At 66.6% G+C, this 16,897-nt stretch carries 17 protein-coding genes; 11 read left to right on the top strand and 6 right to left on the bottom strand.

All coding sequences use genetic code 11. From position 1 onward, the window contains the following. Window positions 1–132 precede the first annotated feature (132 nt). Window positions 133–930: a polyphosphate--glucose phosphotransferase gene (gene ppgK / locus ACZY0X_RS23550; RefSeq protein WP_463773856.1), complete on the top strand. Its 798-nt coding sequence runs from the start codon at window positions 133–135 to the stop codon at window positions 928–930. Window positions 931–996: 66 nt separating this feature from the next. Here the strand turns inward: ppgK and ACZY0X_RS23545 are convergent, their stop codons facing one another. After that, the gene (locus ACZY0X_RS23545; protein WP_463773855.1) at window positions 997–3,768 is read right to left on the bottom strand and encodes an AAA family ATPase; all 2,772 of its coding nucleotides are present in this window, start codon (window positions 3,766–3,768) and stop codon (window positions 997–999) included. Window positions 3,769–4,167: 399 nt separating this feature from the next. On the opposite strand from ACZY0X_RS23545, the gene ACZY0X_RS23540 reads away from it, so the two are divergent. Continuing rightward, window positions 4,168–5,538, top strand: coding sequence for an RNA polymerase sigma factor (locus ACZY0X_RS23540; RefSeq protein WP_463773854.1), 1,371 nt, complete (start codon window positions 4,168–4,170; stop codon window positions 5,536–5,538). 95 nt (window positions 5,539–5,633) lie between these two features. Here the strand turns inward: ACZY0X_RS23540 and ACZY0X_RS23535 are convergent, their stop codons facing one another. Next, window positions 5,634–6,665, bottom strand: a complete 1,032-nt coding sequence (locus tag ACZY0X_RS23535; protein ID WP_463773852.1) for a glycosyltransferase — start codon at window positions 6,663–6,665, stop codon at window positions 5,634–5,636. Window positions 6,666–6,789: 124 nt separating this feature from the next. Further along, window positions 6,790–7,572 (bottom strand): hypothetical protein, encoded by a 783-nt coding sequence (locus ACZY0X_RS23530; RefSeq protein ID WP_463773851.1) that lies wholly within the window; start codon window positions 7,570–7,572, stop codon window positions 6,790–6,792. Between the two features lie 57 nt (window positions 7,573–7,629). On the opposite strand from ACZY0X_RS23530, the gene ACZY0X_RS23525 reads away from it, so the two are divergent. After that, window positions 7,630–8,721, top strand: coding sequence for a methyltransferase (locus tag ACZY0X_RS23525; protein ID WP_463773849.1), 1,092 nt, complete (start codon window positions 7,630–7,632; stop codon window positions 8,719–8,721). A 10-nt stretch (window positions 8,722–8,731) separates the two neighbouring features. Continuing rightward, entirely contained in the window at window positions 8,732–9,100 is a 369-nt protein-coding gene (locus tag ACZY0X_RS23520; RefSeq protein ID WP_463773848.1) for a RidA family protein, read from the top strand. On the opposite strand, the gene ACZY0X_RS23515 is transcribed toward ACZY0X_RS23520, so the two are convergent. After that, window positions 9,085–9,453 (bottom strand): DUF952 domain-containing protein, encoded by a 369-nt coding sequence (locus ACZY0X_RS23515; protein WP_463773846.1) that lies wholly within the window; start codon window positions 9,451–9,453, stop codon window positions 9,085–9,087. The genes ACZY0X_RS23520 and ACZY0X_RS23515 overlap by 16 nt on opposite strands. Before the next feature lie 129 nt (window positions 9,454–9,582). Between ACZY0X_RS23515 and ACZY0X_RS23510 the strand changes: the two genes are divergently transcribed. Beyond that, window positions 9,583–9,774, top strand: coding sequence for a DUF7455 domain-containing protein (locus tag ACZY0X_RS23510; RefSeq protein WP_463773845.1), 192 nt, complete (start codon window positions 9,583–9,585; stop codon window positions 9,772–9,774). A 63-nt stretch (window positions 9,775–9,837) separates the two neighbouring features. After that, the gene (locus ACZY0X_RS23505) at window positions 9,838–10,848 is read left to right on the top strand and encodes a YihY/virulence factor BrkB family protein (RefSeq protein ID WP_463773844.1); all 1,011 of its coding nucleotides are present in this window, start codon (window positions 9,838–9,840) and stop codon (window positions 10,846–10,848) included. Here the strand turns inward: ACZY0X_RS23505 and ACZY0X_RS23500 are convergent. Beyond that, window positions 10,838–11,074, bottom strand: coding sequence for a DUF3039 domain-containing protein (locus ACZY0X_RS23500; RefSeq protein WP_241399513.1), 237 nt, complete (start codon window positions 11,072–11,074; stop codon window positions 10,838–10,840). The two genes, ACZY0X_RS23505 and ACZY0X_RS23500, sit on opposite strands and share 11 nt — an antisense overlap. A gap of 76 nt (window positions 11,075–11,150) precedes the next feature. Between ACZY0X_RS23500 and ACZY0X_RS23495 the strand changes: the two genes are divergently transcribed. The 3 genes from ACZY0X_RS23495 (at window position 11,151) to ACZY0X_RS23485 (ending at window position 13,469) form a co-directional block, all read left to right on the top strand. Then, window positions 11,151–11,552, top strand: a complete 402-nt coding sequence (locus tag ACZY0X_RS23495; RefSeq protein ID WP_463773842.1) for a DUF3099 domain-containing protein — start codon at window positions 11,151–11,153, stop codon at window positions 11,550–11,552. A 147-nt stretch (window positions 11,553–11,699) separates the two neighbouring features. Further along, complete coding sequence (locus tag ACZY0X_RS23490) at window positions 11,700–12,659, top strand: sigma-70 family RNA polymerase sigma factor (RefSeq protein WP_463773840.1); 960 nt, start codon at window positions 11,700–11,702, stop codon at window positions 12,657–12,659. A 120-nt stretch (window positions 12,660–12,779) separates the two neighbouring features. Further along, complete coding sequence (locus ACZY0X_RS23485; RefSeq protein WP_463773839.1) at window positions 12,780–13,469, top strand: metal-dependent transcriptional regulator; 690 nt, start codon at window positions 12,780–12,782, stop codon at window positions 13,467–13,469. On the opposite strand, the gene ACZY0X_RS23480 is transcribed toward ACZY0X_RS23485, so the two are convergent. Further along, window positions 13,450–14,517, bottom strand: coding sequence for a DUF4192 domain-containing protein (locus ACZY0X_RS23480; RefSeq protein WP_463773838.1), 1,068 nt, complete (start codon window positions 14,515–14,517; stop codon window positions 13,450–13,452). The genes ACZY0X_RS23485 and ACZY0X_RS23480 overlap by 20 nt on opposite strands. A 258-nt stretch (window positions 14,518–14,775) precedes the next feature. Between ACZY0X_RS23480 and ACZY0X_RS23475 the strand changes: the two genes are divergently transcribed. Together ACZY0X_RS23475 and ACZY0X_RS23470 are read left to right on the top strand one after the other, a co-directional pair. Further along, window positions 14,776–15,756, top strand: a complete 981-nt coding sequence (locus tag ACZY0X_RS23475; protein WP_463773837.1) for a substrate-binding domain-containing protein — start codon at window positions 14,776–14,778, stop codon at window positions 15,754–15,756. Window positions 15,757–15,805: 49 nt separating this feature from the next. After that, on the top strand, window positions 15,806–16,897 hold the full coding sequence (locus ACZY0X_RS23470) for a galactitol-1-phosphate 5-dehydrogenase (RefSeq protein WP_463773835.1): 1,092 nt from the start codon (window positions 15,806–15,808) through the stop codon (window positions 16,895–16,897).

Genomic DNA, 16,897 nt, shown 5'->3' with positions numbered 1-16,897 from the left:
AGAAGCCATCGCAAGGCCAAAGCCGATCACAGGACAAGCCGATCCGGTTGCGCGGCAGCCCCACAAGACCATTGCCGACCCACTAGTGTGTGGATCGCGTCGCACCTGCCGGCCTCTGGAACAGGAGTGCTCATGACCGCCACCGACACGTCTGCAGCAGACTCGGGCACCGAAGGCACACAACACCGCGGTTTCGGAGTCGACGTCGGCGGCAGCGGGACCAAGGGCGGCATCGTCGACCTCGCCACCGGTCAGCTGATCGGCGAGAGGTTCAAACTGCCCACCCCCCAACCCGCCACCCCGGACGCCGTCGCCAAGACCGTCGCCGCCGTCGTGCGCGAATTCGGCTGGACGGGCAGCCTCGGCGTCACGTACCCGGGCGTCGTCACCGACGGCATCGTGCGGACCGCCGCCAATGTCGACAAGGCGTGGATCGGCACCAGCGCGCGTGACGCCATCTCGGCCGAACTCAACGGTCAGGAGGTGACTGTGCTCAATGACGCCGACGCCGCCGGGCTGGCCGAGGAGCGGTTCGGCGCGGGCCGCGACAACACCGGTGTCATCGTGCTGCTGACCTTCGGCACCGGCATCGGCTCTGCGGTAATCCACAATGGAATCCTGCTGCCCAACACCGAATTCGGCCACCTCGAGGTCGGCGGGAAGGAGGCCGAGCACCGTGCGGCCTCGTCGGTGAAGGACCGCAAGGAGTGGAGTTACGAGCGCTGGACCGAGGAGGTGACCAAGGTTCTGGTGACCATCGAGAACGCGATCTGGCCGGACCTCTTCATCGCCGGCGGCGGCATCAGCCGCAAGGCAGACAAGTGGATTCCGCTACTGAAGAACCGCACGCCCGTCGTCGCCGCGACGCTGCTCAACACGGCGGGCATCGTCGGCGCCGCAATGGCCTCCGATAAGGGCACCACCACCTGATCTCGCGGCGGAAAACCGATACAGCACAACGATGTTCGATGCTGTTCGGTGGCTTCGCGCCGTCCGTCAGCCCTCGATGAGTTCGGAGTGGCTGGCCAACTCCGCCCGGGTGCGCACACCGAGCTTGCGGTAGATGCGGCTGAGGTTGTGCTCGACCGTCTTCGGGCTGATGAACAGCGCAGCGGCGATGTCCCGGTTGGTCATCCCCGCCGCCGCGTGCCTGGCGACGCTGATCTCCGACGGTGTGAGATCGGAGTCCCTGTTGCGCGCCACGTTCACCCGGGCCAGTTCGGCGCGGGCCCGATCGACCCACAGCCTGGTCCCCAACTGTCGAAACTCCGTCACCACCTCGGTGAGAGCCTGGGCCGCAACCTGCTTGCGGCGTTGCCTGCGGGCGAGCTGACCGACGAACAGTTGCGTACGGGCCCGCTCGAATGGCATCGGCAGCCGGTCGTGTTCGGCCATCGCCTGGTCTGCCATCTTCTCCGCGCCCACCACATCGCCGCGCGCAGCCAGCATCATGGCCCGACACCGCGCACCGACGGCCAGCATCCACGGCCGGTCGAGTGCGGCACCGTTGCGCTCCAGTGCACCGATCAACGGCTCGGCGTCGTCGAGACGACCAAGCGCGACCATCGCCTCGACCGCGTCGGGGATGTAGGACGCAGCGATGATCTCGGTCCCCCCGTCGGGGTCGAAGCCGGCCAGGATCGGCGCGAGCGCCTCCAGTGCGTCGGCGTGGTTGCCGCGCGAGACCTCGAGAAAGCCGAGGATCATCATCGGCCACGCGGCCAGCTGCGGCGCATCACACCGGTGCGCGCCGGCGATCGCGGCGTGAATCTCGGTTCGCGCGTGCTGCTCTCGCCCCTGGTAGGCCCACACCAGCGCTCGCTGTATCCGAGCGATGACCAGTGAGTACTCCCCGCCAAGGTGTTCTGCGCGCTGCATCATGTCGTCGGCGACCACCTCGGCGGCCCCAAACCGCGCCATCCAGACGTTGATCATCGACAGGTGCCGCGACACCTGCATCATGTCCGCGTCGGACCCGCGCTCGATGCAGCGGCGACGAACCATCATCATGGTCGTCCGGGCCTCGTCGAGCCGACCGAGCCACGCCTGCGTCATGGCATCGGCGGTGCGGGCCCGCGCGGGCACCGGCACGTCGGCGTCGGGGTCCTCGAGTTCCAGGGCCCGCCGCAACGCCTCCTCGTCGCGGCCCTTGCCCTGCCCGCACTCCAGAGCCACGTGCATCGCCAGGGCCTGACTGATCACCGCCGGGGCGCCGAGAAGTTCGGCCTGCTCGACGGCCGACGCCGTGTGCTGCAACGCATCCGCATACTCACCGGTCCAACCCTGCGCCAGAGCCAGTCCCAAGTGTGCCCGGACCAACAGCAGTGGGCTGCCCTCGGCGTCCTCGAACACCGAGGACAGAAGTTCCTTGGCGGGACCGAAGTCGTTGTCGTAGATCCATGTACCGGCCAGCAGGATGGTCGCCGTCGCGCGCTGCGGTCCGGGAGGTAGTGATTCGGTGACGGGCTTGAGGAGCTTGCGGGCCCGACGGGTCTCATGGGCCCGCAAGTGGTGCCTGGCGGCGCGCCGTCGGCGGGCGGGAGTGTCGCCGCCCAACTCGATCGCCAGCTCGGTCAGCTCGGCCGCCGCGGCTGCCGCGCCGCGCGCACTCGCCTCATTGGCGGCGGTGTCGAGTGCGTTCAGAGTCTCGGGATCGGCGCTGGCACTGCCGAGAGCCATGTGACGGGCCTTGAGTTCGGGCTGCGTCTCGACGCTCGCCAGCGCGCGGTGCATGCGACGACGGCGCGCCGGACCGGCCTGGGTGTAGATCCCGCGAGCCAGCAGTGGATGGCTGAACCGCACCTGATCACCGTCGATGACGACGATGCCCTCGCGCTCGGGGCCCCCGAGCAGTTCCTCGACGCGGGTCACGTCCACCCCGGTGGCCTCGGCCAGCAGCTTCACGGTCGGCTCCGCCACGCATCCGGCAGCGAGCAGCATGTCGGCGACGGCCGGGCTGAAGTGTCCGGTGCGCAACTGCATCAGATCGGCCAGGGTGCGGGGCAGTACGGCGTCTGCGCTGACCGACTGTCCGTCCACCGCGCGCGCCAATTCCAGAGCGTAGAAAGGATTCCCGCCTGAGGCCTCGGCGATCCGCACCATCGTCGGCCGTGGAAGGGCACGACCGAACCGCCCACAGATGATGGTGTCCAGTGCCCCCAGCGTCATGGGTCCCACCCGCAACCGCTTGACCGCGCCGGGATCTCCCAGCTTCAGCCAGGGCGCGGGAGTCGCGCCCTGTGAATCGGTGCGCTCGGTGATCACCAATCCGACTCGGCCCGCGAGCCGGCGGGCGGCGAACTTCAGCACGGGCTGACTCGAGGAATCCAGCCACTGTGCGTCGTCGATCGCGATGAGAACCGGCGAGCGCACCGTCAGCGCGGTGACAACCGACACCAGGGCGGACGCGGTCACGCGTTGATCGGTGGGAGGGCCTTCGGCGCTGGCTCGCAGAAGCACCCGGTCAACGGCAATGCGCTGCAGATCGGGCAGCTGGTCGAGGACGTCTGGCTCGATTTCGGCCAACAGGTCTGCAACCGCCGCGTAGGTCAGCACCGACTCCGCTTCACCGGCGCGGGCCGACAGGATCCGGTACCCCGCACGCCGCGCATGCTCAACCGCCTCATTCCACAAGGTGGTCTTACCGATGCCGGACTCCCCCGCGATGACCAACGCAGACGGGCGCGCCGCAGCCGTCATCAGGAGGATGTCGACCGCCTGCAGCTCGACCGTCCTACTGACCGCTGCGAACGACACGCCGTCAATCATCGCAGCTAGCAAAGCAGAAGGCACCCCCAACTCCGCTCCGATAGTTCCCTACGGAACGACATATCAGCCCTTCATGGTCCCGTCGGCCGGCGATCTGTGAGGTTCCCGAGCGGCTGATGTCGGTCCTGGCTACGAACTGGCCGAGACGGCCTCGTTGCCCGGAGTGGCGCGCACTGCAGCCCTATCTGCCCCGCTGGAGCACGCGCGCGGCTCGCCGACATCGAGTTTTTGCGCTCGAGGCGGGCGGTCGCCCACTCTGTCGTTACAATGGTCAACGGCGGCCGCACAACGAATAGCGGCAGTATCCGAACTGCGATCGACGCCAACATTCGAGAGCCGACAATTTTTCGGTGGCGCATGCCCACGCCCCCGATCCAGCAAGACCGTAAGGGGTGTCCCGTGACCGCGACGAAGGCAAAGTCGGCGACAGACGAGCCGGTGAAGCAGGCCGTCACCAAGGCGCCCGCTAAGAAGGCCGCTCCTGCCAAGCGCGCCACCAAGGCCGCCGCTAAGACCGGCCCCAAGGCGCCCGCGAAGGGCACCCGCGCCAAGAAGGCCACGAGCGTCGATGACGATGTGACGACCGCCGACAACGTCGATGTGTCTGATGAGGACATCGACGTCGACGAGGCCGATATCGAACTCGAGGACATCGACACCGAGGACGACGACACCGAGGACTCGGCCGACGCCGCCACCCCCGCAGTCAAGACAGCGGGCAAGGCCACCGACGAGGAGTCCGACGACATCGCCGAGCCGTCCGACAAGGACAAGGCCTCCGGTGACTTCGTCTGGGACGAAGAGGAATCCGAGGCACTGCGCCAGGCCCGCAAGGACGCCGAACTCACCGCTTCGGCGGACTCGGTCCGCGCCTACCTCAAGCAGATCGGCAAGGTCGCGCTGCTCAACGCCGAAGAGGAGGTCGAACTCGCCAAGCGCATCGAGGCCGGCCTCTACGGCACGCAGCAGCTCGCGGAGAAGGCCGAGAAGGGTGAGAAGCTCACCACGCAGTACCGCCGCGACATGCAGTGGATCTGCCGTGACGGTGACCGCGCGAAGAACCACCTGCTGGAGGCCAACCTCCGCCTGGTCGTGTCGCTGGCCAAGCGCTACACCGGCCGCGGCATGGCATTCCTGGACCTGATCCAGGAGGGCAACCTCGGTCTGATCCGCGCGGTCGAGAAGTTCGACTACACCAAGGGTTACAAGTTCTCCACGTACGCCACGTGGTGGATCCGCCAGGCCATCACCCGCGCCATGGCCGACCAGGCCCGCACCATCCGCATCCCGGTGCACATGGTCGAGGTCATCAACAAGCTCGGCCGTATCCAGCGCGAGCTGCTCCAGGACCTGGGCCGCGAGCCCACGCCGGAGGAGCTCGCCAAGGAAATGGACATCACGCCGGAGAAGGTGCTGGAGATCCAGCAGTACGCGCGTGAGCCCATCTCGCTGGACCAGACGATCGGCGACGAGGGCGACAGCCAGCTCGGCGACTTCATCGAGGACAGCGAAGCCGTCGTCGCGGTGGACGCCGTGTCGTTCACCCTGCTTCAGGATCAGCTGCAGAGCGTCCTGGAGACGCTGTCCGAGCGTGAGGCGGGCGTGGTCCGGCTGCGCTTCGGCCTCACCGACGGCCAGCCACGCACGCTCGACGAGATCGGCCAGGTGTACGGGGTCACCCGCGAGCGCATCCGTCAGATCGAGTCCAAGACGATGAGCAAGCTGCGCCACCCGAGCCGTTCCCAGGTGCTGCGCGACTACCTGGACTAGACGAGAACGACGAAATGGTCGCTACCAGCGTGCTGGTAGCGACCATTTCGTCGTTGTGGGCCTAGCTCTCACATCCGTCGCCGACCACTGATGGCCTATGCGTTCGGCGTGCCTGATCTCTCGGCGATGGCGTCGTCCAAGACGGCGAGCAGCTGCTCGACATGGCCTTCGATGGTGAAGTTCTGGGCCGACACGCTGGCGTTACCGCCAAGCCGTGCGCGCTCGGTCGCACCCACTGGGCCGAGAACCTGCTTCAGCGCAGCCACATAGCTCGCCACGGTCCCCTCGACGATGAGGCCCGTCTCGCCGTCGTCGATGTGATCACGTACTGCCAGCGCATCGCTCACGATGGTCGCCTTGCCGCTTCGCATCGCATTCAGATACGTCTGTTGACCGACGGCCCGGGTGAGCCCGGCGCGTATCGGCGTGACGACGGCATCGGCGCCGGCGAGCAGCGACAGGAACTCCGCGTGTGAGACAGGTCCGGCCTCGACATTCGCGGGCAGGTCCGCACGTCCGTCCAGCTGATTGGTGGCCAACACGAACGTGGTTTCCGGCATAGCCCGTGCCGCTTCAAGAAGTCCCTCATAGTCCCGGAAGGGATTTCCACCGGCAAATACATAGCCACTGGCCCGCTGTGCCGGTTCGACCTTGTGGGCGTGTTCGATCGTCGAGAAGAACGGGGCGAATCGTATCTTGGCCGCGGGCACGTTCCACAACTGCGGAAACAACGTCAGCTCTTCGGATGAGTAGACGACGAAGCGGTCGATCACCCGTTGCGCCAAGTGAACGATCACGTACTCGAGGCGACCCCGAAGCCCGCCATCGCGCTGCCACATCTCGCCGACCATCATCACTACAGGCCGGCGTCGGCGGGGAATGAGCGCCGCGGCCGCGGCCGCCAGCAATTCCACGTTGAACCGGCCGGTCGAACTGTCCAGCACGACCGGTTTGTGTGCCAGCAGAGCGCGGAACACGCGAAGGAAGTTCGTTGCCTCCGCGCGTAGGGAAGGGGTCCCACCAAGTGGGGCGGCGATGGGATCGGTGCGCTCCCCCAGGTAGTCCAGCGTCGCGGCGAACCTTGCGCCGGGGGCCGGATGCTGCCAGGTTGCGTTGCCGGCCGTCATCCGGGACATGCTACAAGCGGCCACTTGACGTGGGCATCCCGGGAGATCGTGGCCGCCACCAGCACCGGATGCCGATCCCGAGTTTCGAGCAACCCACTGTTGCCCCGGGGCTCGTCGGGCGCGCTCAGCGCCGCTCGCGCACCTTGTACGAGGCCGGCCACGACTCCCGGGACTCGTCTCCGGTGAGTGGAGTCCCCTTTCCGAGGACCTGAACGGCGTAGGCCTCCTTACCGGCGCCCACCTCGCGATCAGCCTTCTCCTTGGCCATATACAGCAGTTCGTCGATCGCGAGTTCGCGAAACGCCACGAACGTGGTCTTGCGGACGACGTCCGGGCTCAGCGCCGCCGCCACCATCCGGTCAGTGAGGACACGGCCGGCCAGCACCGCGAGCCCCAGCGCGATGACCGGGACCACCCAGTAGCCGACGACCGACAGTGGGGTCGTGTCCACGAGGCTGGCGTCGCGCGCCACGATCGGGGGAATGGCCGACGACACCGTCATGACCGCGAAGGCCGCCACCCAGATCCATGTCACCAGCGCGGTGACCGGTTCGAACGGATCGCTCTTGACGACCTCGGCGGGCTGGTCGGCTTCGGCGAACTCCCGGACGAAAGGTTTGCCGACCAGAACGCCGACCAGGGCCGCAAGCAGGATGCCCGCACCGCTCAACGTCAGGATCCAGCGCTCCATGAACGTCTGACTCAGCGTGAACGTCAGGATCGCGAGCACCGAAAACGTTCCGATGGCCCCGATTTCGAGCGAGCTGACCGTCGAACGGCGGGCCCGGCTCACGATCAGAGCCACCACCGCCACCGCGAGCGCCACCAACACCGCGACGGCGAGGGGGACGTTCCCCACGAGTATCCAATAGACGACCCACGACACGAAGCCCGACAGGATTCCCATGATGGCTGAGTCTAGGCAAGCCGACCAGGGATGCACGCAGGTATATCCTTTGCCTTCGTGCCCGCAACCGCGAAGACCCCGCCCACCTGGCTGATTAACACAATTGGCCGCATCCGTAACGCCCTCGGCACGGCCAGCCGATCGGCCGTGCCCGCCAACATCGCACTGTTGGAGATCAGCCAGGGCGCGTGGTTGACCCAGGCCCTGTACGCCGCCGCCCAACTCGGTATCGCCGACGAGCTTCGTGACCGTCCACGCTCGAGCTCCGACATCGCGTCCGCCGTCGGCGCCGACCCCGGCGCCACCTACCGACTGATGCGGGCACTGGCTGCCAACGGGTTGCTCAAACTGCACCGCGACGGACGATTCTCGCTGACCCGCGTTGGCCAAGCGCTGCGCTCGGACTACGACGGATCCATGGCCCCGATGATCAAGTTGATCGGCCACCCTTCGCACTGGGAGCACTGGGGCAACCTGCTGTACTCGGTCAAGACGGGCGAGTCGGGGGCGGAGAAGCTGCGCGGCATGCCGGTGTTCGACTATCTCGACACCGATCCCGAGTATGCGAAGGTCTTCAACGACGCCATGACGGGCGTGTCCGCGATGGCGATTGAGGCCGCCGTTCCGGCCTACACCTTCTCCGGCCACAAGCTCATCGTCGATGTAGGCGGCGGCCACGGGGCGCTTCTGGCCGCGGTGCTCGCCACGGCACCCGGTGCCCGCGGTGTGCTGTTCGACCTGCCGTCGGTGATCGCCGGCGCGGGTCCCGAACTCGACCGGGCCGGGGTGTCGGATCGGTGCACCAAGACGGGCGGCTCGTTCTTCGAGGCGGTGCCCGAAGGCGGCGATGCCTACCTGATGAAGACGATCATCCACGACTGGGACGACGAGAAGTCGCTGACGATCCTGCGCAACATCCGCACCGCGATCGCCCCGAACGGCAAACTTCTGCTGTTCGAGTTGGTGCTTCCCGAGGGCGCACCGTCGCATCCCGGAATGCTGCTCGACCTCGAGATGCTGGTGCACCCCGGTGGATGCGAGCGCACCCCGAGCGAATACCGGGATCTTTTGGCGCGCGCCGGGTTCCGGATGACTCGTGTCATCGGGACGGCGGGGCCGATGTCGATTGTCGAAGCGGTGCCGGCGTGAGGACGCGGTGATGCCCGACCGGTTGAACGTCTCGTCGGGTTCCCCGTTCGAGGACCAGGTCGGCTACTCGCGCGCGGTGCGCGTTGGACCGCTCGTCGTCGTCGCGGGCACCACCGCACCGGGTGACGACGCCACGACTCAAGCGCGGGAGGCATTGCGCCGCATAGAGTCTGCATTGCTCGACTGCGGCGCATCGATGACCGATGTCGTTCGGACCCGGATGTTCGTCACCGACATCACGCAGTGGCCAGACATCGCGGCCGTGCACGCCGAGGCGTTCGGCGACATCCGGCCCGTGACGACAATGGTCGAGGTTTCAGCCCTAATCGCGCCGGAACTTCTGGTCGAGATCGAGGCCGACGCCTACGTCCCCGAGTGACCGATCGCCGCGAAGCTCCCGTCCTCGCCAGGCAGGTACGTCGTGACACTTGTCACAGCGCGGGCCGGCAGCGGGCCGTACAGATGCGGGAAGGTCATCGCCTCGGGATCGCCCGGAACGCCGGGCTCCCACCGCACGGGTGCGGTCAGTAGCGACGGGTCCAGCGTCAGCAACAGCATGTCCGTGCGCCCGGCGAAGAGTCGGTTCGCGGGTAGGTGCACCTGCTCCGGGCTGGACAGATGGACGAATCCGCTATCCTCCAGCGACGGCGGCCGACGCTCCCCCGTGACGCGAGCCCGTTCCCACTCCTCTTGGGTGCAAAGGTGCACCAGCTGATGCGATTCCGCAGGCATCGGTCCAGTGTGGCGGAACGGCAACTCGGGTATCGGGTGAGACACGACACACCGGTGAACGCTTGGGGAACAACCCCGGACGCTCAAACGTCTGACAGAGTAGAGACACGCGAGACCGGAGGAGGAGCCATGAACGCAACTCTGACCAGCCCTGAATTGACCCGGGCTGATCGCTGTGACCGTTGCGGCGCCGCCGCTCGCGTCCGAGCGAAGCTGCCGTCGGGAGCTGAACTGCTTTTCTGCCAGCACCACGCCAATGAGCACGAGGCGAAGCTGGTCGAACTGTCAGCCGTCATCGAGGTTAGCCCGGTCGACGCCTGACAGACCCGCCGATCGGCACCCGTGCGGGCGCAATCGGTCCGCGTCGGTAATGCTGGTCTGGTCATGAGCGACCAGCCACAGCCAGTCAGACCGTCCAAGCACCACATTTGGCGGGTTACCAAGCGCACTCTCTCGAAGAGCTGGGACGACTCGATCTTCTCGGAGGCTGCGCAAGCCGCCTTCTGGTGTGCACTGTCCCTGCCTCCCCTGCTGTTGGGGATGCTGGGCAGCCTGGCATGGGTGGCGCCGCTGTTCGGGCCCACCACACTGCAGACGATCGAGAATCAGTTGATCTCAACGGCGGCGAACCTGTTCTCGGGCAACGTCGTCAACGAGATCATCGAGCCCACCATCTCCGACATCGTGGCGGGTGCCCGCGGCGAGGTGGTGTCAGTGGGTTTCGTGATATCGCTGTGGGCGGGGTCGTCGGCGATCTCGGCCTTCGTCGACTCGATCGTCGAGGCGCACGACCAGACTCCCCTGAGGCATCCAGTGCGCCAACGGTTCTACGCGCTGGGCCTGTACATGATCATGCTGCTGGGCGTCATCGTCACCGCGCCGTTCCTCGCGCTCGGGCCGATGAAGGTTGCCGAGTACATCCCCGACAGCTGGGATCACGTCCTGCAGTACGGCTACTACCCCGTGCTGTTCCTCGGCCTGGCCATCGCGGTGGGCGTGCTCTACCGGGTGGCACTGCCCAAACCGCTGCCATCGCACCGACTGGTGTTCGGCGCCCTATTGGCCGCGACGGTGTTCATCATCGCGACGGTGGGGCTGCGCGTGTATCTGACCTGGATCACCGCGACGGGCTACACCTACGGAGCGCTCGCCACACCTATCGCGTTCCTGTTGTTCGCGTTCTTCCTGGGCTTCGCGATCATGATCGGCGCCGAACTCAACGCGGCGATCGAAGAGGAGTGGCCGGCGCCCGACACGCACGCCAAGAGGTTGCGCGGCTGGCTCGAGGAGAAGGCCGAGTCACTCAACGGTGACAGCGGCGCGAGCAGCGTCTCCGTCGAGGACGAGAAGCCCGCCGCGCCCACACCGCACGAGGGAACCGCGACTACTTCTTGAATCCCTCGTAGATCCGCTTGCAGTCCGGGCACACCGGTGAACCCGGCTTGGCCGACTTCGTCACGGGGAACACCTCGCCGCACAGGGCGACGACGTGGGTTCCCATGACCGCGCTCTCGGCGATCTTGTTCTTCTTCACGTAGTGGAAGACCTTGGGAGCGTCGTCGTCCGTGCCGTCGTCGGCGCGTTCGTCAACGTCGGTCCGCTCGATCGTCTGGGTTTCCATACCTACATTGTGCATCGCCACGCTTCGGTAATGAACCGACGGTTTACACCGAACGCAGGTGTGGAACGATGGAGGTATGAAACACGGCCATGAGCTGAGTTTCGACGACGACGGTCAGCCGGTTCTCATCACCCGTGCGGCGGTGCCCTATGAGGAGCAGCACCGCGAGCGTGTGCGCAAGTACCTCACGATCATGTCGTTTCGCGTTCCAGCTCTGATCTTCGCAGCAGGCGCCTACGGCATATGGCACAACGGACTGATCTCCTTGGCCATCCTGGTGGCGTCCATTCCGCTGCCGTGGATCGCCGTGCTGATCGCCAATGACCGACCGCCGCGAGAGCGTGAGGAGCCACGGCGCTACGCGTCGCGGCGCAAGATTCCGCTCTTCCCCACCGCCGAACGGCCCGCGCTCGAAGAGGCCCCCCTCGCCGTGCCGCCGCCCGATTCGGCTGAGACACCGCGCGACGTTCCGCACTGAGCGAAATCTGGCTCACTTCTCAGGACATTCTCAGGTCGTCGGCGAGAAACTGCAGCTCAGCAGGTGTGTAACTGGCGGCGAGTGGGAACTCTTTGGACTGTCCCGACGTTGAAGTTCATGACAGTTCCAGCCGAGCAGGAGGCAGTAATGGCGAGTGCTACCGCAAGCCGCATCGAGTCCGATCTCGACAGCCAGAGCCCAGCCGCTGACTTGGTGCGCGTGTACCTGAACGGCATTGGCAAGACTGCCTTGCTCACCGCCGCCGATGAGGTCGAACTCGCGAAGCGCATCGAAGCCGGCCTATATGCCCGACACGTCCTGGCCACCAAGAAACGTCTCGGCGAGACCCGCAAGCGCGACCTCGCGGCGATTGTTCGGGACGGCGAGGCGGCCCGCCGCCACCTGCTGGAGGCCAACCTCCGTCTCGTGGTGTCACTGGCCAAGCGCTACACCGGTCGCGGCATGCCACTTCTGGACCTGATCCAGGAGGGCAACCTCGGACTGATCCGCGCGATGGAGAAGTTCGACTACGCCAAGGGCTTCAAGTTCTCCACCTACGCCACATGGTGGATCCGCCAGGCGATCACTCGCGGTATGGCCGACCAGAGCCGCACCATCCGGCTCCCCGTCCACCTCGTCGAGCAGGTCAACAAGCTGGCCCGGATCAAGCGTGAGATGCACCAGAACCTGGGCCGCGAGGCCACCGACGAGGAACTGGCCGAGGAGTCGGGCATCCCCGCCGAGAAGATCGCCGATCTCCTCGAGCACAGCCGTGACCCGGTGAGCCTGGACATGCCGGTCGGCAGCGACGAGGAAGCCCCGCTGGGCGACTTCATCGAGGACGAGAACGCCATGTCCGCCGAGAACGCGGTGATCTCCGAACTGCTGCACACCGACATCCGCCACGTGCTGGCCACGCTCGACGAGCGCGAGCAGCAGGTGATCCGGCTGCGGTTCGGTCTGGACGACGGCCAGCCCCGCACTCTGGACCAGATCGGCAAGCTCTTCGGACTGTCCCGCGAGCGGGTCCGTCAGATCGAGCGCGAGGTGATGTCCAAGCTGCGTCACGGCGACCGCGCGGAGCGCCTGCGTTCCTACGCGAGCTGACCTTTCTCGTCCTGTGATGCCCGTCGCGATGTGCGGCGGGCATCACTGCGTGACGCGACCGTGGTGCAGCCCGCTTCGCGCCCCGACAACGGTAGACTCTTCCCGACGGAGGGCGGCAACATGAACGATCTCATCGACACCACCGAGATGTATCTACGAACCATCTACGACCTCGAGGAAGAGGGCGTGGTGCCACTGCGCGCGCGCATCGCGGAGCGTCTCGAGCAGAGTGGCCCCACCGTCAGCCAGACCGTGTCGAGGATGGAGCGCGACGGCCTCCTGCACGTCGCCGGTGACCGCCACCTGGAACTCACCGACAAGGGACGGGCCCTGGCCATTTCGGTCATGCGCAAGCACCGGCTCGCCGAGCGTCTGCTGATCGACGTCATCGGGCTGCCCTGGGAGGAAGTGCACGCCGAGGCATGCCGCTGGGAGCACGTGATGAGCGAGGACGTCGAGCGGCGCCTGGTGCGGGTGCTCGACAACCCCACGACCTCGCCCTTTGGCAACCCGATCCCCGGTCTCGCCGAACTCGGTGTCGCGCTGCCCAACCCCGACGATGGCAACCTGGTTCGGCTCACCGAACTTCCCGGCGGCTTCCCGATCGCCGTGCGGGTGCGTCTGCTCTCCGAGCACGTCCAGGGTGATGCCGACTTGATCACCCGACTCAAGGACGCCGGCGTGGTGCCCAATGCGCGTGTCACCGTCGAGGTCAGCGACCACGGCAGCGTCATGATCATCATCCCCGGCCACGAGCAGGTGGAGTTGCCCCACGATATGGCCCACGCGGTCAAGGTCGAGAAGGTCTAGCCCCGCGTGTGCCGAACAGGCTTCGCGGCGGCAGCGTGACACCCAGCTGCTGCGCCAGCCGGTAACCGCTGCGCGCCAGTTCCCGAATCTGCTCGGGCCGCATGCCGGTCCGCAGCGCCTGATCCAGCATCCTCGCCATCCGATGGCCGCCATCCCCCCGCAGCGCCGCCTCCAGTGCGATACCGGCCAGCGGACCGTCGCCTCGCGCGTAGGCGGAGAACGCCAGCAGAACCAGTGCATCGACTCGCCACCGGTCCGGAAGCGTGCGGGCCAGTAGCGCCCACAGCGACTCCGCCTGTGCGGCATCACATCCCACCGCCAACGCGTAGAGCATGTCCCGGACTCGCGGATCACTCAGCGCGCCCGCAATCCGGGTGAGATCGGCATCCGATGGCCAACGCCCACGTCCCGTGGCCGCCGCTGTGGCGATGGCGTGCTCGACGTCGGCGCGAGTGTCCGCGTCCGCCCGCTCGGCGCCGCGGGAGGACGCCGCATCGGCGATGGCTGCCCGCAATGCCCGTACGCGAGCGGGATCGGTGACCGTGATGACCTCCAGCAGTTCGGCGCGCGTGCCGTAGAGGCGACGCCCGCCAAGCACGGCCTCGGCGGCCACCGGTGACGCGCACGGGTCGTCCACGGTGCCGCTGCGACCGCACCCGTCCGCGCAGTGCCATCGCCCGCCTGCGCAGACGCGGTCCACGACGTACGCCTCCGCCAGGTCAATCCCGCGGTTCTCCAGGGCCGACGCCAGGGCATCGGCGAGGCGGCGGTGCTCGTCGTCGCACATGCGGCATGCCGCGCCGTCGGCGTCCACGATCACCGCCATCGCGGTGTCAGAACCGCTGCCGGCCGCGAGATCGGCGATCTCCTCGACCGTGACGATCAGCTCCTCGGACAGGTCGGCTCGCATCACGCACCCCATCGCACCGTCCTGAAGGGTCGCGAGGACCAGCGAACTCTCGGGCGTGAACCCCAGAACCGCGGGCAACGCGGCGATCAGGGCGCCGGGCCGGTTGTCGTGGAAGTCACCAGTATTGGATGTGGTCATGCGCCGAACGTGACATCAGCTGCCGTCTGGTTCTCGACACGATGGCGGCATCGGCGGCCTAGCTGTGGATGAAGTCGGGTCTGGGGATGGAAGTTCACCCGGTATTGACGCCGTCGGCATGCGCTCGAGTCTCGGCGACACCATGCGTGCGCATATGAGCAAAATGATGCTCATCCGTTGACGCTGTCACATCTCCCTCCCTAACGTGATTGTCGTCATGCGCGGCCCAACCACCGGCGCGCACAGCTAGGAGGAAACGTGAGACTCGCAAAAGCCCTCTCGGGAATCGCGCTCGGAGCCGCAATGGCCATGGCGTTCTCCGGGTGCTCAGTCCCAGGTGACGACGCCGCCCAGAGCACCACCGTCGTCGACGGACCGCTCAAGATCGGCTTCAGCCAGGCCACTCAGCAGAGCCCGTTCTACGTCGCGCTCACCGACGCGGCCAAGGCCGAGGCGCAGGCCCAGGGTAATGAGTTCTTCTACGCCGATGCCAACGGCGACGTGACCAAGCAGAACAACGACGTCCAGGACTTGATCACCCGGGGTGTCAACGTGCTGGTGATCAACCCTGTCGACCCGAAGGGCATCACACCCTCCCTGGCGGCAGCCAAGGCGGCGGGCATCAAAGTCGTCACCGTCGACCGCCCGGTCGAATCAGGCGCCGCGGCGTTCGTCGGCCGCGACAACAAGGCCATGGGCCAGCTCGTTGGGGAGGCAGCCGTGAGCACGCTCGGGCCGGCCGGGGGCAAGATCATCGAGATCCAGGGCGACGCAGGTGGCGCGGTGGCGCGGGATCGCCACGACGGATTCCAGGCGGCGGTGGCGGCTCAGCCCAACATCACCATCATCGACGGTCCCTACTGCGACTACACCAGGTCCAAGGCTGTGACAGCGATGCAGGATCTCCTGCAGGCCCATCCCGACCTCAAAGCCGTCTACGCCCAGAACGACGATATGGCGCTGGGCGCTCTGCAGGTGTTGACCGAGAACAACCGCACCGACGTCAAGGTCTTCGGGGTCGACGGCCTGATGGAAGCAGTGCGTGCCATCGCCAACGGCGACCAGTACATCGCCACCGCGCTCAACGATCCCAACGCCGAGGGAAAACTGGCGATTGAGACTGCGGTGAAGGTCGCCCGCGGTGAGACCGTGCCGGAGTTCGTCGACGCCGGAACCGATTTGGTCAACAAGTCCAACGCACCAGCGCTTCAGGGCGAATCAACGTTCGCCGCGGCGTAGCGAGCCGAGTTTCAGTCAGCCAAAGACAATGCACGAGGAGAAACTTCTGATGACAACCGAGGCCCCCGCCCCGGCAACCGTGTCGGCCCCACAGACTCTGCCCCAGCGCATGACCGCGGCGGTGATGTACGCGCCAGGCGACATCCGGGTCGAGCAGGCGCCGGTGCCCAGTCCCGCACCCGGTGAGGTGCTGCTCAAGGTCGCCGCCTGCGGCGTGTGCGGCTCCGATATCCCCCGGATGCTGCGCAACGGTGGCTACGTCATGCCGATCATCTGCGGGCATGAGTTCTCCGGCTGGGTCGTCGAACTCGGCGCAGGCGTCGACGGATTCGAGGTCGGCGAACTCGTATCGGTCCCACCGCTGATCCCGTGCCGGCGCTGTGACTTCTGCTCCGACGGCGCGTTCGGACTCTGCGAGAACTACGACTATTTCGGCAGCAGATCCGACGGTGCCTACGCGCAGTACGTCGTGTCCCCGGTCGGCAATCTGCTGAAACTGCCCGCGGGCATCGATCCTCGCGCAGCCGCGATGCTGGACCCGGCCGCCATCGCACTGCACGGACTGTGGAAAACGAACCTGCGGGCCGGGCACCGCGTCCTGGTGATCGGCGCAGGTCCGATTGGGCTCTTCGCAGTGCAATGGGCAAAGCTGCACGGCGCCAGCCAGATTGTGGCAGTCGACCTCAGTGAGGAGAAGGCCGCCATGGCCCGCGAGGCTGGTGCCACCCACGCGGTGCAGAGTGCCGAGGAGGCCCGCGCCCTGGGTGGCCGCGGCTACGACGTAGTGCTCGAGTCCGCGGGCGTGCCCGCGACAGCCGACATGGCGGCGAACCTGACCGGCCCGCACGGACACGCGGTCTTCGTCGGCATCCCGCATGCGCCGGTAACGCTGGAGAAGGAGACCTTCAACCAGTTCATGCGGCTGGAGACCAGCCTGCACGGCTCGTGGAACTCATTCTCCGCACCGTTCCCCGGCGACGAGTGGCGCACCTCGGCTCAGATGATGGCCGAAGGAAAGCTGAAGTGGGAGTTCATGATCACTCACGAACTGCCGTTGTCGGCACTGCCGGACATGATGCAGCAGCTCGGTGACCGCTCGATCTTCTCGTCAAAAGTTCTGTTCATGCCCAACGAGGACTGA

This window comes from Mycobacterium sp. IDUB_39 (genome assembly GCF_055419205.1).
This window is presented reverse-complemented; position numbering and strand designations above follow the sequence as displayed.

Excerpts from the sequence above, each read along its gene's own strand:
- ACZY0X_RS23480 (WP_463773838.1), bottom strand. The coding sequence starts at position 14,517 with ATGACCACATCCAATACTGGTGACTTCCACGACAACCGGCCCGGCGCC.
- ACZY0X_RS23485 (WP_463773839.1), top strand. The coding sequence starts at position 12,780 with ATGAACGATCTCATCGACACCACCGAGATGTATCTACGAACCATCTAC.
- ACZY0X_RS23545 (WP_463773855.1), bottom strand. The coding sequence starts at position 3,768 with ATGATTGACGGCGTGTCGTTCGCAGCGGTCAGTAGGACGGTCGAGCTG.
- ACZY0X_RS23490 (WP_463773840.1), top strand. The coding sequence starts at position 11,700 with ATGGCGAGTGCTACCGCAAGCCGCATCGAGTCCGATCTCGACAGCCAG.
- ACZY0X_RS23470 (WP_463773835.1), top strand. The coding sequence starts at position 15,806 with ATGACAACCGAGGCCCCCGCCCCGGCAACCGTGTCGGCCCCACAGACT.
- ACZY0X_RS23530 (WP_463773851.1), bottom strand. The coding sequence starts at position 7,572 with ATGGGAATCCTGTCGGGCTTCGTGTCGTGGGTCGTCTATTGGATACTC.
- ACZY0X_RS23510 (WP_463773845.1), top strand. The coding sequence starts at position 9,583 with ATGAACGCAACTCTGACCAGCCCTGAATTGACCCGGGCTGATCGCTGT.
- ACZY0X_RS23520 (WP_463773848.1), top strand. The coding sequence starts at position 8,732 with ATGCCCGACCGGTTGAACGTCTCGTCGGGTTCCCCGTTCGAGGACCAG.
- ACZY0X_RS23515 (WP_463773846.1), bottom strand. The coding sequence starts at position 9,453 with ATGCCTGCGGAATCGCATCAGCTGGTGCACCTTTGCACCCAAGAGGAG.
- ACZY0X_RS23500 (WP_241399513.1), bottom strand. The coding sequence starts at position 11,074 with ATGGAAACCCAGACGATCGAGCGGACCGACGTTGACGAACGCGCCGAC.
- ACZY0X_RS23495 (WP_463773842.1), top strand. The coding sequence starts at position 11,151 with ATGAAACACGGCCATGAGCTGAGTTTCGACGACGACGGTCAGCCGGTT.
- ACZY0X_RS23505 (WP_463773844.1), top strand. The coding sequence starts at position 9,838 with ATGAGCGACCAGCCACAGCCAGTCAGACCGTCCAAGCACCACATTTGG.
- ACZY0X_RS23535 (WP_463773852.1), bottom strand. The coding sequence starts at position 6,665 with ATGACGGCCGGCAACGCAACCTGGCAGCATCCGGCCCCCGGCGCAAGG.
- ppgK (WP_463773856.1), top strand. The coding sequence starts at position 133 with ATGACCGCCACCGACACGTCTGCAGCAGACTCGGGCACCGAAGGCACA.